General features: G+C 69.1%; 12 protein-coding genes. 8 read left to right on the top strand and 4 right to left on the bottom strand.

The window, feature by feature from the left end:
• Positions 1–3 precede the first annotated feature (3 nt).
• The 6 genes from ACTWQO_RS09075 to ACTWQO_RS09100 all read left to right on the top strand — a co-directional run bounded on the left by ACTWQO_RS09075 (position 4) and on the right by ACTWQO_RS09100 (position 5,977).
• A complete protein-coding gene (locus ACTWQO_RS09075; protein ID WP_443236692.1) occupies positions 4–636 on the top strand; it encodes a potassium-transporting ATPase subunit C in 633 nt (210 codons plus the stop codon).
• Complete coding sequence (locus ACTWQO_RS09080; RefSeq protein ID WP_443236693.1) at positions 636–1,319, top strand: response regulator; 684 nt, start codon at positions 636–638, stop codon at positions 1,317–1,319. The genes ACTWQO_RS09075 and ACTWQO_RS09080 overlap by 1 nt, the downstream gene beginning before the upstream one ends.
• 435 nt (positions 1,320–1,754) lie before the next feature.
• Positions 1,755–3,047 carry an extracellular solute-binding protein gene (locus tag ACTWQO_RS09085; RefSeq protein ID WP_443236893.1) on the top strand — a complete coding sequence of 431 codons (1,293 nt, stop codon included), beginning with the start codon at positions 1,755–1,757 and terminating at the stop codon, positions 3,045–3,047.
• Between the two features lie 6 nt (positions 3,048–3,053).
• Entirely contained in the window at positions 3,054–4,052 is a 999-nt protein-coding gene (locus ACTWQO_RS09090; RefSeq protein ID WP_443236694.1) for a carbohydrate ABC transporter permease, read from the top strand.
• A gap of 56 nt (positions 4,053–4,108) precedes the next feature.
• The gene (locus ACTWQO_RS09095) at positions 4,109–4,873 is read left to right on the top strand and encodes a carbohydrate ABC transporter permease (RefSeq protein ID WP_443236894.1); all 765 of its coding nucleotides are present in this window, start codon (positions 4,109–4,111) and stop codon (positions 4,871–4,873) included.
• Between the two features lie 48 nt (positions 4,874–4,921).
• Complete coding sequence (locus ACTWQO_RS09100; RefSeq protein ID WP_443236695.1) at positions 4,922–5,977, top strand: endo-1,4-beta-xylanase; 1,056 nt, start codon at positions 4,922–4,924, stop codon at positions 5,975–5,977.
• On the opposite strand, the gene ACTWQO_RS09105 is transcribed toward ACTWQO_RS09100, so the two are convergent.
• The 3 genes from ACTWQO_RS09105 to ACTWQO_RS09115 all read right to left on the bottom strand — a co-directional run bounded on the left by ACTWQO_RS09105 (position 5,970) and on the right by ACTWQO_RS09115 (position 8,508).
• Positions 5,970–7,013: a LacI family DNA-binding transcriptional regulator gene (locus tag ACTWQO_RS09105; RefSeq protein ID WP_443236696.1), complete on the bottom strand. Its 1,044-nt coding sequence runs from the start codon at positions 7,011–7,013 to the stop codon at positions 5,970–5,972. The two genes, ACTWQO_RS09100 and ACTWQO_RS09105, sit on opposite strands and share 8 nt — an antisense overlap.
• A gap of 243 nt (positions 7,014–7,256) precedes the next feature.
• Positions 7,257–7,451 carry a DUF5999 family protein gene (locus tag ACTWQO_RS09110; RefSeq protein ID WP_443236697.1) on the bottom strand — a complete coding sequence of 65 codons (195 nt, stop codon included), beginning with the start codon at positions 7,449–7,451 and terminating at the stop codon, positions 7,257–7,259.
• Between the two features lie 472 nt (positions 7,452–7,923).
• A complete protein-coding gene (locus ACTWQO_RS09115) occupies positions 7,924–8,508 on the bottom strand; it encodes a hypothetical protein (RefSeq protein ID WP_328441655.1) in 585 nt (194 codons plus the stop codon).
• A 558-nt stretch (positions 8,509–9,066) separates the two neighbouring features.
• On the opposite strand from ACTWQO_RS09115, the gene ACTWQO_RS09120 reads away from it, so the two are divergent.
• A complete protein-coding gene (locus tag ACTWQO_RS09120) occupies positions 9,067–10,584 on the top strand; it encodes a glutamate--cysteine ligase (protein ID WP_443236698.1) in 1,518 nt (505 codons plus the stop codon).
• Between the two features lie 10 nt (positions 10,585–10,594).
• On the opposite strand, the gene ACTWQO_RS09125 is transcribed toward ACTWQO_RS09120, so the two are convergent.
• Positions 10,595–12,367, bottom strand: coding sequence for a substrate-binding and VWA domain-containing protein (locus ACTWQO_RS09125; protein WP_443236699.1), 1,773 nt, complete (start codon positions 12,365–12,367; stop codon positions 10,595–10,597).
• Between the two features lie 186 nt (positions 12,368–12,553).
• Here ACTWQO_RS09125 and ACTWQO_RS09130 point away from each other — a divergent pair, with 186 nt between their 5' ends.
• Positions 12,554–13,354, top strand: coding sequence for a CPBP family intramembrane glutamic endopeptidase (locus ACTWQO_RS09130; RefSeq protein WP_443236700.1), 801 nt, complete (start codon positions 12,554–12,556; stop codon positions 13,352–13,354).
• The last annotated feature ends 20 nt before the right edge of the window (positions 13,355–13,374 follow it).

Below are 13,374 nucleotides of genomic sequence, written 5' to 3' on the forward strand. Positions count from 1 at the left end.
GCCATGAACAACTCGGTTACGAACACAGCCCGGTTGCTCGGGGCGGGCCTGCGCGCGCTGCTGGTGCTGACCGTGCTCACCGGCATCATCTATCCGCTCGCGGTCACCGGTGTGGCCCAGGCGCTGTTCAACGACAAGGCGAACGGCTCGGAGATCAAGGCGGACGGCAAGGTCGTCGGCTCGTCCCTGATCGGTCAACAGGGCTACGGCCTGGACTACTTCCAGCCGCGGCCCGCCAACGGACTGGGCGAGAACTCCGTCAACACCCAGTACAAGCTGATCCTTTCGGGCGCGACCAACCGCTCCGGCGACAACCCCGAACTCATCAAGTGGGTCAAGGAAGCCCAGGCCAAGGTCGTCAAGGACAACTCGACGGCCGACTACAAGGTGAAGCCGTCCGACGTGCCCGCCGACGCGGTCACGTCCTCCGGCTCGGGCCTGGACCCGGACATCTCGCCCGCCTACGCCGACCTCCAGATACACCGGGTCGCCGAGCGCAACGGCCTGTCCGTCGGCCAGGTCCGGAAGCTCGTCGACCAGCACACCGAGGGCCGCATCCTCGGCTTCATCGGTGAGCCCCGAGTGAACGTCCTCGAACTCAACATCGCTCTCAAGGAACTGACCAAGGGCAACTGATGACCCGAGTGCTGGTCGTGGAAGACGACCCACAGCTCGTACGAGCACTCGTGATCAACATGCAGGCACGCCGGTACGGAGTGGACGCGGCGCCCGACGGCGCCACGGCCCTCCGGCTGGCGGCCGCGCGTCAGCCGGACGTGATGGTGCTCGACCTCGGCCTGCCCGACATGGACGGGGTCGACGTCATCAAGGCCGTACGCGGCTGGACCCGTGTGCCGATCCTGGTGCTGTCGGCCCGCCAGGGGTCCGACGAGAAGGTCGCCGCGCTCGACGCGGGCGCCGACGACTACATCACCAAGCCCTTCAGCATGGATGAACTGCTCGCCCGGCTGCGGGCCGCCGTTCGCCGCACCGAGGAGCTACCGCTCACCCCCGAGACGAGACGGGTCACGACCGACGAGTTCACCATCGACCTGCTCGCCAAGAAGGCCGTGCGCGGCGGGCGCGACGTGCGGCTGACGCCGACCGAATGGCATCTGCTGGAGATCCTGGTCACCCATCCCGGCCGGCTCATTACGCAGAAGTACCTCCTCCAGGAGGTCTGGGGGGTGTCCCAGCGCAACAAGACCAACTACCTGCGCGTCTACATGGCCCAGCTGCGCCGCAAGTTGGAAGTGGACCCCTCGCATCCCCGCTACCTCATCACCGAACCTGGCATGGGTTACCGCTTCGAAGGATGACGTGGGGCTGCCGCCGGGGGCCCTTCACGGCAGCCGACCTGCCGCTCTCAGTCCGCTCCGTAATGTTCGTCAGTGAAGGCGAATGTTTCGTTCGCGGCGCAGGCCCGCTCGTCCAGTCACCCCTTTGAGAGGCGAGAGGGATCGCCCGTATCGGCCCGCTGCGGCAGGGAGTTGCCGTGCGTGCGCTGCCGGCCGTACCGACGCGGTCGTCTCCTCGCTCGAAGGCCCGGACCACACGCGCCCGTTGGCCGAGCTGGACGGCCGCTGCGCCGCATGCTCCGGCCCCTGACCGCAGATTCGCTGTGTACAAGGGGTTGCCACGCTTTGGCCGCTGTCTCTAGGGTGCGGCATCAACGAAGCTTTCTGGAATTGTTCCGAAACTTTCGGTCCAGTGGACAGGCGTGGACGCGCCGTCCCGTACCCAAGGAGCGCATGATGGGCGACCGGGCACTGTCCCGCCGCGGCTTCCTGGCGGCCTCCGCCGCGGCCGGTCTGGGCATGACGGCACTGAGCGGCTGTGGCGGCGACTCGGACGGAGGATCCTCGGGGACGACCACGGTCGAGTGGTGGAACATCTCCACCACTCAGCCGACCAAGGATGTCTGGGCCGGCCTCGCGAAGAAGTTCGAGGCCCAGAACCCCAAGGTCAAGATAAAGATCGTCCAGTTGGAGAACGACGCCTACAAGTCGAAGATGACGGCGCTGACCGCCTCCGGCAAGCTGCCGGACATCTTTCACACCTGGGGCGGCGGCGTCCTGAAGCAGCAGGTCGACGCCGGGCTCGTCGAGGATCTCACGGATCGCACGAAGCCGTGGTCCGACGGTCTGCTGTCCGTCGCGAAGGAGCCGTATCTGCTCGACGAGCGGCTGTACGGCGTCCCGTTCGACATCGGCATGATCGGCTTCTGGTACAACAAGGCGCTGTTCAAGCAGGCCGGCATCGCCACGCCGCCCACCACCTGGAGCGGCTTCCTCGACGCCGTCGGCAAGCTGAAGTCCGCCGGCATCACCCCCCTCGCCCTCGCGGGCAAGGAGACGTGGACCGGCATGTACTACTGGGCGTACCTGGCGATGCGCACCGCGGGCGCCGGCGCGCTGGAGAAGGCCAACGACGACAAGGACTTCAGCGGGGCCGAGTTCGTCCAGGCCGGACAGCACCTCAAGGAACTCGTCGACCTCCAGCCGTTCCAGAAGGGGTTCCTCGGCGCCGCCTACTCCAGCCCGACCGGCCAGGCCGCGGCCGTCGGCAACGGCAAGTCCGCGATGGAACTCATGGGCCAGTGGGCACCGGTGGTCCAGGCGGACGCGGGCAAGGGTCTCGGCGACGACCTCGGATTCTTCCCGTTCCCGGAGGTCGAGGGCGGCAAGGGCGCCATCACCGAGGTGTTCGGCGGGGGCGGCGGACATGCCCTGCGGCAGGGCGCTCCGCAGGCGGCCGTCGACTTCCTGGAGTTCTTCGCCTCCGAGGCGACGGACCTGGAACTGGTCAAGAAGACCGGCGCCATTCCGGTGGTACCCGGCGCCGAGAGCGCCCTCACCGACCCCAACCTCAAGGCCGTACAAGCGCAGTTGAAGGGGTCCACCGGCTTCCAGCTGTACCTGGACCAGGCGTACGCGCCCGCGCTCGGCCAGGAGGTCAACGACAGTGTGGGCGCGCTGATCGCCGGTTCCAAGTCGCCCGAGCAGGTCACCGAGTCGATCACACAGACCGCGAAGGAAGAGCAGTAGGCCCCGATGACCTCCACGTTCCTTCCGGACAAGCGGACCGGCCCCGACGCCGAAACTCCGCCCCCGGCAGTCAGGGCAAGCCGGGGGCGGGCCCGGCGGCGGGCGCTGAACTGGCTCACCGCGGTGGGCTTCCAGCTGCCCGCGCTGGTGCTGTTCCTGGTGCTGGTCGTGCTGCCGATCCTGTTCGCCCTGTACGCCGCCTTCTTCCGGTGGGGCGGCTTCGGCATGCCCTCCGACTACGTCGGCGTCGACAACTTCACCCGGCTCTTCGACGACCCGGTCTTCCTGGGCGACCTGTGGCGCTGCCTCGTCCTGGTCCTGCTGTCGCTCGCCGTGCAACTCCCGTTCGCGCTCGCCATGGCCGTCCTGCTGAACCAGCGGATCCGCGGCCGGGCCGTGTACCGGATGCTGTTCTTCGCGCCGTACGTCCTGTCCGAGGCCATCACCGGCATCCTGTTCGCCATGATCTTCGCCCCGGACGACGGTCTCGCCGACCATGTCCTGGGCAGCGTGGGCCTGGACGGGCTCGGCGGGACCTGGTTCGCCGATCCCTCCACCGTCATGGCGACCCTGTTCCTCGTCATGACCTGGAAGTACTTCGGCTTCCACATGATGCTCTACCTGGCCGGACTCCAGTCCATCCCGGCCGAGTTGACGGAGGCGGCGCTCATCGACGGCGCGAGCCCCTGGCAGCGCTTCCGCAATGTCACCCTGCCGCTGCTCGCGCCCACCCTGCGCATCAGCGTCTTCCTGTCCGTCATCGGCGCCATCCAACTCTTCGACCTGGTGTGGGTGACCACCGCGGGCGGTCCCGACCATCACTCCGAGACCATGGCCGTGACCATGTTCCAGTACGGCTTCAAGCGCTACCAGGTCGGCTATGCCAGCGCGATCAGCGTGGTCATGTTCGGCATCAGTCTCGTCTTCGCCCTCGCCTACCAGCGGTTCGTGCTCCGCCGCGACCTCGAAGGGGCGACCACGACCATGCGGGGAGGCCAGAAGTGAAGGCACCGGCGCGGAAACTTCCGGTCCACGTCATCCTCGTCCTCGTCGGCGCGATCATGGGCATACCGCTGCTCTTTGCGGTCATCTCCGGCTTCAAGTCCACCGACGAGCTCTCCCGGAACCCGATCGGGCTGCCCGAGTCGTGGGTGACCTCCAACTACACCGACATCCTCGGCTCCGGTTCCTTCTGGCGGCTGGTCGGCAGCAGCACGTTCATCGCCATCGGTACGACCGTGCTTGTCGTCGCGGTGTCCGCGCTCGCCGCGTTCTCCTTCGCGCGATTCGCCTTCCGTGGCCGGGAGTTCTTGTTCACCCTGTTCACGATGGGGCTGATGTTCCCCTTCGCGGTGGCGGCGCTGCCGCTGTTCCTGCTGCTGCGCTCCCTGGGCCTGCTGGACAACCCGCTGGGCGTGATCCTGCCGCAGGCCGCGTTCGGGCTGCCGATGACCATCATCATCCTGCGCGGCTTCTTCCGGGAGATCCCCGGCGAGCTGGAGGAGGCGGCCACGCTCGACGGGTGCACGCCGCTCGGGTTCTTCTGGCGGGTCCTGCTGCCGATGGCGCGGCCCGCGCTCGGCACCGTCTCCGTGCTCGCCGTCGTCACCAGCTGGAACAACTTCTTCCTTCCGCTGCTGGTGTTCACCGACTCCACGTGGTGGACCATCCCGATCGGCGTCCAGCAGTTCCAGGGCCAGTACTCCGCGGAGTACGCCAGGGTCTTCGCCTACCTCGTCCTGGCCATGGTCCCCGCACTCGCCTTCTACTCGGTCGCCGAGCGTCAGCTCGTCGGCGGCCTCACCGCCGGCGCCACCAAGGGATGACCCGCGCCGGCGGGGACGTACACCACATCGACCGTGAGGAGTCGCACCATGCGCACCACCCGCACACGGCTCAGACTCACCGGCGCACTCGTCGCCCTGCTCCTGTCCGCCGGCGTCCCGGCGGCCCAGGCCGGGGAGGACAGGCCGCCCCCCGACCAGCCGACCCTCGCCGAACTCGCCCAGCGCCACGGCCGCTACTTCGGCAGCGCCACCGACAACCCCGAGCTCACCGACGAGCCCTACAAGGCGATCCTCGGCACCGAGTTCGACATGATCACCCCCGGCAACGGCATGAAGTGGTACGCCACCGAGCCCCAGCAGGGCGTCTTCGACTTCTCCCAGGGCGACGAGATCGTGAACCTCGCCCGCGCCAACCACCAGCGCGTACGCGGCCACACCCTGGTCTGGCACAGCCAGCTCCCCGACTGGCTCACCTCGCGCGACTGGACGCCCGCCGAGCTGAGGGCCGTACTGAAGAAGCACATCCAGACGGAAGTACGCCACTACAGGGGCAAGGTCTACGCCTGGGACGTCGTCAACGAGGCCTTCAACGAGGACGGCACCTACCGGGAGACGATCTTCTACAAGACCCTCGGCCCGGGTTACATCGCCGACGCGCTGCGCTGGGCCCACCAGGCCGACCCGAAGGTCAAGCTCTACCTCAACGACTACAACGTCGAGGGGATCGGCCCGAAGAGCGACGCCTACTACCGGCTGGTCAAGGAGCTGAAGGCGCAGCGCGTCCCGGTCCACGGCTTCGGCCTGCAGGCCCATCTCGCCCTCCAGTACGGCTATCCGAGCACCCTGGAGGACAACCTCCGCCGCTTCTCACGGCTGGGCCTGGACACCGCGCTCACCGAGGTGGATGTGCGGATGTACGTGCCCGCCGACGAGGCCAAGCTGGCCACGCAGGCGGAGTGGTACCGGGACATGACCGAGGCGTGCCTCGCCGTGCGCCGGTGCGTGGGGATCACGCTGTGGGACTACACCGACAAATACTCCTGGATCCCGGCGTTCTTCGAGGGTGAGGGCGCGGCGCTGCCCTGGGACGAGGAGCTTCGGCCCAAGCCCGCGTACTTCGCGATCAGGGAGGCGCTCAGCTAGCGGGGGCCGTGCTCGACCGCACCACCAGCTCCGTGCCCAGCTCCACCCGCGGCGAGTCCGGCTGCTCGCCGCGGGCCAGGCGCAGGACCGTACGGACGGCGAGTTTGCCCATGTCGGCGAGCGGCTGGCGGACGGTGGTGAGCGGCGGGGCCGACCAGCGGACTTCCGGAAGGTCGTCGAAACCGACCACGCTCATGTCCTCCGGCACCCTGAGGCCCCGCCGTCGCAGCGCCTCGATCGCCCCGAGCGCCATCTGATCGCTGGCCGCGAAGACGGCGGTGGGCGGGTCGGGCAGGTCCAAGAGGGTGTTGCAGCCGGTGAATCCGGACTCGGGGTGGAAGTCGCCGGGCACGACGAGGGTGTCGTCGAGCGTGAGATCGGCGCTTTCCAGGGCCGTACGGTAGCCGTCCAGTCGGGCCCGGGAGCACAGCAGCCGGGGCGGCCCGGCGATCAGGCCGATCCTGCGGTGGCCCAGGGCCAGCAGATGCTCGGTGGCCGCCATGCCGCCGGACCAGTTGGCGGCGCCGATGGTCGGGGCGTCCAGGGCGGGGGAGCCGGCCGGGTCGACGACCACGAGCGGGACGCCGAGGATGCGCAGTTCCTCGTACAGCACCGGCTCCAGGGCCGAGGTGACGAGGATGACGCCGTCGGAGGCGCGGGCCCGCAGGTTGCGCATCCACTCGCGGGCGTCGCCCGAGCGTCCGTGGATCGCCGACACCACGGTGCCGACGCCGGCCTCGTGGGCCGCCTCCTCCACACCCCGGATGATCTCCACGGCCCAGGGGCTGTCGAGGCTGTTGAAGACCAGGTCGAGCAGGGCGGCGCGGGCGGTGGAGGTCGCGGGGCGCCTGCGGTAGCCGTGCCGGCGCAGCAGGTCCTCCACGCGGGCGCGGGTCTGCGGCGACACGTCCGAGCGGCCGTTGACGACCCGGGACACGGTCGGCACCGAGACCCCGGCCTGCCGGGCGATGTCCGTGATCGTGACCCTGCCCCCGTCCTCCGGCGCCCGCTCGGCATCGGCCTCGCGTGCTGCCAATTCCCCACCTCCGTCGACCGGTTGCGCATCCGCCACCGCTGTACCGGACACACATCTCGAAACTTCCAGGAGTCTTCCGGAAAGCGGGTGGTGTTGGGAAGGGAAGAGGTGAGGCGGACCGGATCACGCACGGGGGACTACGGGGAGTGACCGGCGCCAGACATGCGTCGGGGCCGGTCCGCAGGATGGGTTGCGTCCGGCCCCTCAAGTCTCCGGGCGGGATGTCGGTCCGCCCGGCGCCGCTCAGGCCGCGGTCATCACCAGTGCGCGGTGCGGGGCGATGATCTGGCCGTCGGGTAGAAGCTCACCGGTGTCCTCGAACAGCAGAACGCCGTTGCACAGCAGGCTCCATCCCTGCTCCGGGTGGTGCGCCATGAGTCGGGCGGACTCCCGGTCGGCTGATTCGGCTGTCGGACAGGGTGGCTGGTGCTGGCACATGGGTGGGATCTTTCGCTCTGTCGTGTGGAGTGAGTGGGTTGTCGGGTCTGTCCTGTGGCGTGAAGCCTCGTTCATGGCCGCCCCCGTTTGTATAAGTCGGTCGAACCCAGTGTTGCCCCACGGGCGTCAATCCGCAGGGATTTAGCGGCACCGCTTCTCACAGGTTCAGGACGCATCACCCGCGCGGAGGGTTCATTCCAACTGCACTGCCACTTCGGGTGGTTCGGGATGGTCGGATGGGGCTAGTCAGAACGGGGAGGCGACCCATTTCGGCTCGTTCGAGCGCGGTAATGCTCGTGCGAGCGCGATAAGGCTTGAGGGGGTTTCCAGGCGCATAGAAGCGTTTCTGTGGCGCGTACGAGCGTACGGGTCCCGGAAACAGCGTCGTACCCCGCTACCCGGAATTCCGGCGGCGGGGTACGAGGGTGTTTCGCGGGGCCAGAGTGCTATGTCACATGTCACATGTCACATGTCAGGCGGGCTGGCCGAGCAGAGGGGCGGGCGTCACCCGGTGGGTCAGCATCGGCAGAAGCTCGGCGACCCGGTGCGGCCGGTGTGCCGCGATGCCGGGCGGGGCCGGCGCGAGCGGGACGAGCAGGTCGGTGGCGGCGGGGTGGCCGGTGGTGCCGTCCGAGGAGCAGTCGCCGTGCAGCCACAGCGTGAGCATGTACAGGCCGGGCAGCGACAGCAGGCGGGGCTGGTAGGCCCCGGTCACCGACTCGGCCTGGCGCAGCGCGCGCTCGGTGGAGGCGACGTACGGGCCTTCGAAGAAGTGCGAGAAGGCCCAGCCGTCAGGGGTCAGCATGGTCTCGGCCGCGGCCACCGCGCGGTCGCCGCAGCGGATCAGGAAACGCCACCCGGCCAGCCGTGTCGCGGACACGCCCTCGGAGGTGATGCGGTCGAGTACGTGCACGGGCAGTGGGAGTTCGGGAGTGGCGGTGCCCTGTGCGGTGCGCAGGGCGGGAGTCCGGGCCTCGCGGACCGCGGTGGGGGAACCGAGGGCGGTGAGGACGGAGCGAAGGGCGGGCGCTGGAGCCGGGGGGACATGCAGCGGCATGGTGGGTCGCCTCTCATTCGACAGGCACAGTGGCGCGAGGGCGTGGCGGGGGCGGACGGCGCTGTCAGCTCGCGGGGTCAGAGGGGCGGGGGCCGGGGTCTGGGGGTGCGTGGGTGTGAGTGAAGCCTGCCGCACGTCACCTCGCGGCAGGAACCCGGACCGGGGCGCCAACCCTCTGCCTTGTTCGCGGAGTTTATACGACACGTGTTCAGATTGTGTTTCGTCTAGCTGTTTCCGGGGACTTCGGCAAGGGTCCATTCGGTCGGCGACAAGCGGGAATCATCCCGGTTCCGAACCCGTCACCCTGCGATGACCTCGGGAAATGCCGATGACTCGGTCGGCCAATACTCGTCGGTGTTTTTCACGAGTTGGCAAGGTGCCGGAAACTGCACTATGTGCCATGCCCGGTGAATGTGCCGCCGGTCACGTCCGTCAGAGTAGCGCGCACCCGCTCCGCCCGCGACGTTATCGATCGCTTCGGCTGGGCATCATCCCACCTGACCCGGGACACCGGCGGCCGGAGCTGATCGGCCTGCCCATTCGAGGAGGGACGCTTCGATGGGGGAGAAGGTCGTGGCAGGCGGGTTCGACCTGTCCGATCGGCAGCGGTACCGCGGCAAGCTCCGGGAGTGCCTGACGGGCCTGGAGCGGCTTCTGGCGGAGCAGCGGTTCGATCGCCCGAAGAACCTCATGGGGCTGGAGATCGAATTGAATCTCACCGGTGCCGACGGCATGCCGAAAATGCTGAATGCGCAAGTACTGGAGAGGATCGCAAGCCGAGATTTCCAAACAGAACTCGCCATGTTCAATCTGGAAGTCAACATAGCCCCACATCGCTTGACCGGGCGGGTATTCGACCGGCTCGCGGAGGAACTGCGCACCTCACTGGCATATGCCGACCGGAAAGCGCACGAGGTCGATGCGAGCATCGTGATGATCGGTATTCTGCCGACGCTCGACCGCGACGACCTGGTCTCCACGAACCTCTCCGACGTCGACCGCTACACCCTGCTCAACGACCAGATCGTGGCCGCCCGCGGCGAGGACTTCCTGCTCGACATAGCGGGCGTGGAGCATCTGCGCTGCACCTCCAGGTCCATCGCGCCGGAGGCCGCCTGCACCTCCGTCCAACTGCACCTCCAGGTCACGCCGGGCCGCTTCGCCGCCGTGTGGAACGCCGCGCAGGCCGTCGCCGCCGCGCAGATCGCCGTGGGCGCCAACTCGCCCTTCCTGTTCGGCCGCGAGCTGTGGTGCGAATCCCGGCCGCCGCTGTTCCAGCAGTCCACCGACACCCGCCCGCCCGAGCTCCAGGCCCAGGGCGTCCGGCCGCGCACCTGGTTCGGCGAACGGTGGATCTCCTCGGCGTACGACCTCTTCGAGGAGAACCTGCGCTTCTTCCCGGCCCTGCTGCCCATCTGCGACGACGAGGACCCCCTCGCCGTCCTCGACGCGGGCGGCACCCCGAAACTCGCCGAACTCGTCCTGCACAACGGCACCGTGTACCGCTGGAACCGGCCCGTCTACGGCATCGCCGACGACATCCCGCACCTGCGCGTCGAAAACCGCGTCCTGCCCGCCGGACCGACCGTCACGGACGTGCTCGCCAACGCCGCCTTCTTCTACGGCGTCGTCCGCGCCCTCGCCGAGGAGTCACGGCCGGTGTGGTCCCGGCTGCCGTTCGAGGCGGCCGCGGCCAACTTCGACACCGCGTGCCGGTACGGCATCGACGCCCGCCTGATCTGGCCGCGGCGCGGGCGCTACGGCGGCACCACCGAGGTCGACGCGGTGAGTCTCGTACGCGACGAACTGCTGCCGCTCGCCGAGGCCGGGCTGGACGCGTGGGGCGTCGATCCGGCCGACCGGGATCTGTATCTCGGCGTGATCGAGGAGCGCTGCCGCCGCCGGGTCAACGGGGCGGCATGGCAGTCGGCGACCTTCCACCGGGCCCTGGAGACAGGGGTGTCCAGGGAGGTCGCGCTGGCGGCCACCACCAAGCGCTACCGCGAGCTGATGCACCACGGGGAGCCGGTGCACACCTGGCCGGTGGGGCTGCCGGAGGCGGTGCCGCTGGGATAGGAGCCGTCGGTCACCCTTGGTTCCCCCGCGCCCCCACCGCGACGATCGCCTGCAGGATCACCGAGTGGATCTGCGACGGGTCGCTGACCTCGTGTCCTGAGCCGCCGGTCGCCTTGGCGATCTGCTCGGCCTCTTCGCGGTCGGCGTCCGGGCCGACGGCGATCATGATGAGCGGCACCGGACGCTCGGGGTTGGTGAGCTGCTGTAGCCGCTCGACGAGGCCGGAGCGGGAGATGCTGCCGGGGTCCTGATTCACACCGTCGGTGAGGATGACCAGCGCGTTGAACTTGCCCTTGTCGTACGAGGACATGGCCGCCTGATACGCGGCGAGCGTCGTGTCGTACAGCCCGGTCGCCCCGTTCGGTACCGGCGCCAGCGCGCTGAACGCCGCCGACAGCAGATCCCGCTGTGTGCCCTCGCCGGTCCGGTCGCCGAGCCGCTCGGTCGGCACGCGGACGCGGTAGTCCTTGTCGCCGTCCAGCTTGGTGGAGAAGTCCCACAGCCCGATCTCGTCCTCGGGCGTGAACGTGGCCAGGGCCTGCAGTAGCGAGGCCTTGGTGACGTCCATGCGGGTCTGTCCGGTCTTGCCGACCGGCTCGGACATGGACGCGGAGGCGTCCACGACGGTGGTGATCCGGGCGCTCTGCACCGTGATCGTCCAGGTGCCGAGCGCTTCCTGGAGCGCGATCTCGTCGGCGGGCCGCGCGGCGGGCTGTGAGTACGGCTGGGGCTGACTGCCCCCTGCCTTGGTCACCAGCGCCTCCGACACCTCGTCCTCGGAGGTGCGGAAGCCGTACTTCTCCAGCACCCGGCGCTGCTCCGGCTGCCGCAGGTAGGTCATGAACCGGATCGCGGCCCGGTTCTCGTCCGTCGACAGCCGGGTCTGGTCGACCAGGGTGTAGGGGTAGTCGAGGCGGGGTGAGCCGTCCTTCGGATAGAACATGTCCAGGCTGCCCGCGCCCCCGGCCGACGAGTTGTACGCGAACGCCGCCTGCTCGCTGAGGATCAGCGCCTGGTTGCGCCGGGGGTTGCCCTGCTCGGTGCCCGAGGAGTCACGCGGCAGGGTGTCCAGGACCTGGGTGTCGCTGTCGGAGGTGCGCTGCGCCAGCGTCTTCATCATGGCCGCGGCCTGGGTGTCCCCGCCCTTGATCTGCGCGGCGGCCGTGCCGACCTGCGTGAGCGCGAGCAGCCCCGTCGCACTGCGCGCCGGGTCTGCCGCGCCGAGCCGGAGGGCGTCGTCCTGGAGGCTGGCACCGGCGAGCTCCATCCAGCTGTACGTCCGCTTCGGCCACCCCAGCGACTTCGCGGCCGCCGGCACCATCGCCACCCCGACCGGGGTGGACGCCACCCTGCCCGCCGGAGTCACCTGCGTGGCACCGCTGTCCGCCGAGACCCGCTGCACCCACACGTCCGAGTCCGGCACCCACACCTGGACGTCGGCCTTCTCGCCCGTGGCGAGCGCGTCGGCGACCTTGTACGGGTCGCGCGAGCTCACCGAGACCGCGACGCACCGCCCGTCGGAGGTGATGTCGTCCTCGCGCGCCTGCTTCGCCGCCTCCCGCAGCGCGGGGGCCATGTCGGGGGAGGCGGCGAGCTTCAGCCGGACCGGGTCGTCCTGGCAGGAGGAGCCGAAGGAGAGCAGCCCGCTCTGGACGGCGACCGCGGTGCCTCCGGCGATGGCGAGAACCAGTGCCGTGGCGACGGCCACCGTGCGGCGGCGGGCGCGTGGACGGGGGTCGCTGCCGCCCGCCCCATACTGATCGGGCAAGCTGTGACGTCCCATGACGGTGGTGCCCCTCCCTGTCGACCCCGTGGCGGAAAACGGCCACATGGCAGGCAAAGGGGGAGGTACGCCCCGTACGGCGTCCGTCCCCCCGACGGCCTGTCGCGCACGATCTTCGTAACTTCTTTCGAGACCTTAGCGGCGCGGCGATGGGGATGAGGCGGGATTACTCAAGTGGAGGCATGTGTGCAGGCGGAGGCGGGCCAGGTGGCCGATTCTTTTCCTCAGGAGCGGCCCTCGCGACGAATTCTGCGCTCCGAGATGCTGCTCGTTCTGGGCCTTTCGCTCGGTGCGAGCGGTGTGTCCGCCCTGATCAGTTTTGTCGGATCGGTCACCAAACCGGGAGGTCTCAAGGACCAGGCGGCCACGCTCAACGCCTCGGCCGCGCCGGGCCGCCCCTGGCTTGATCTCGCCTGGCAGCTCTTCGGGATCACCACGGCACTCGTGCCCGTCCTGCTCGTCGCGCACTTCCTGCTGCGCGAGGGCGAGAGCCTGCGCACCATCGGCTTCGACCGCGCCAAACCCTGGCCGGACCTCAGCCGCGGTGCGGCCGTCGCGGCCGTGATCGGCAGCACCGGAATCGCCTTCTACCTGGCCGCCCGCGGACTCGGCTTCAACCTCACGGTGGTGCCCGAGGCGCTGCCCGACGTGTGGTGGAAGTACCCGGTCCTGGTCATGTCCGCGATGCAGAACGCGATCCTCGAAGAGGTCATCGTCGTCGGCTATCTGCTGCGCCGGCTCGGCCAGTTGGGCTGGACCCCGGGCACCGCGCTGATGGCCAGTTCCGTACTGCGCGGCTCCTACCACCTCTACCAGGGCATCGGCGGCTTCCTCGGCAACCTGGCGATGGGTGTGGTGTTCGTCTACCTGTACCGGCGCTGGGGCCGGGTCGGTCCTCTGGTCGTGGCGCATTCGCTGCTCGACATAGGGGCGTTCGTCGGCTACGCGCTGCTGGCCGGGAAGGTGGGCTGGCTGCCGACGGCTTGAGTGCTTTCGAAGGGGGCGTA

Source organism: Streptomyces sp. 4N124 (assembly GCF_052245395.1).
Lineage (GTDB): Bacteria > Actinomycetota > Actinomycetes > Streptomycetales > Streptomycetaceae > Streptomyces.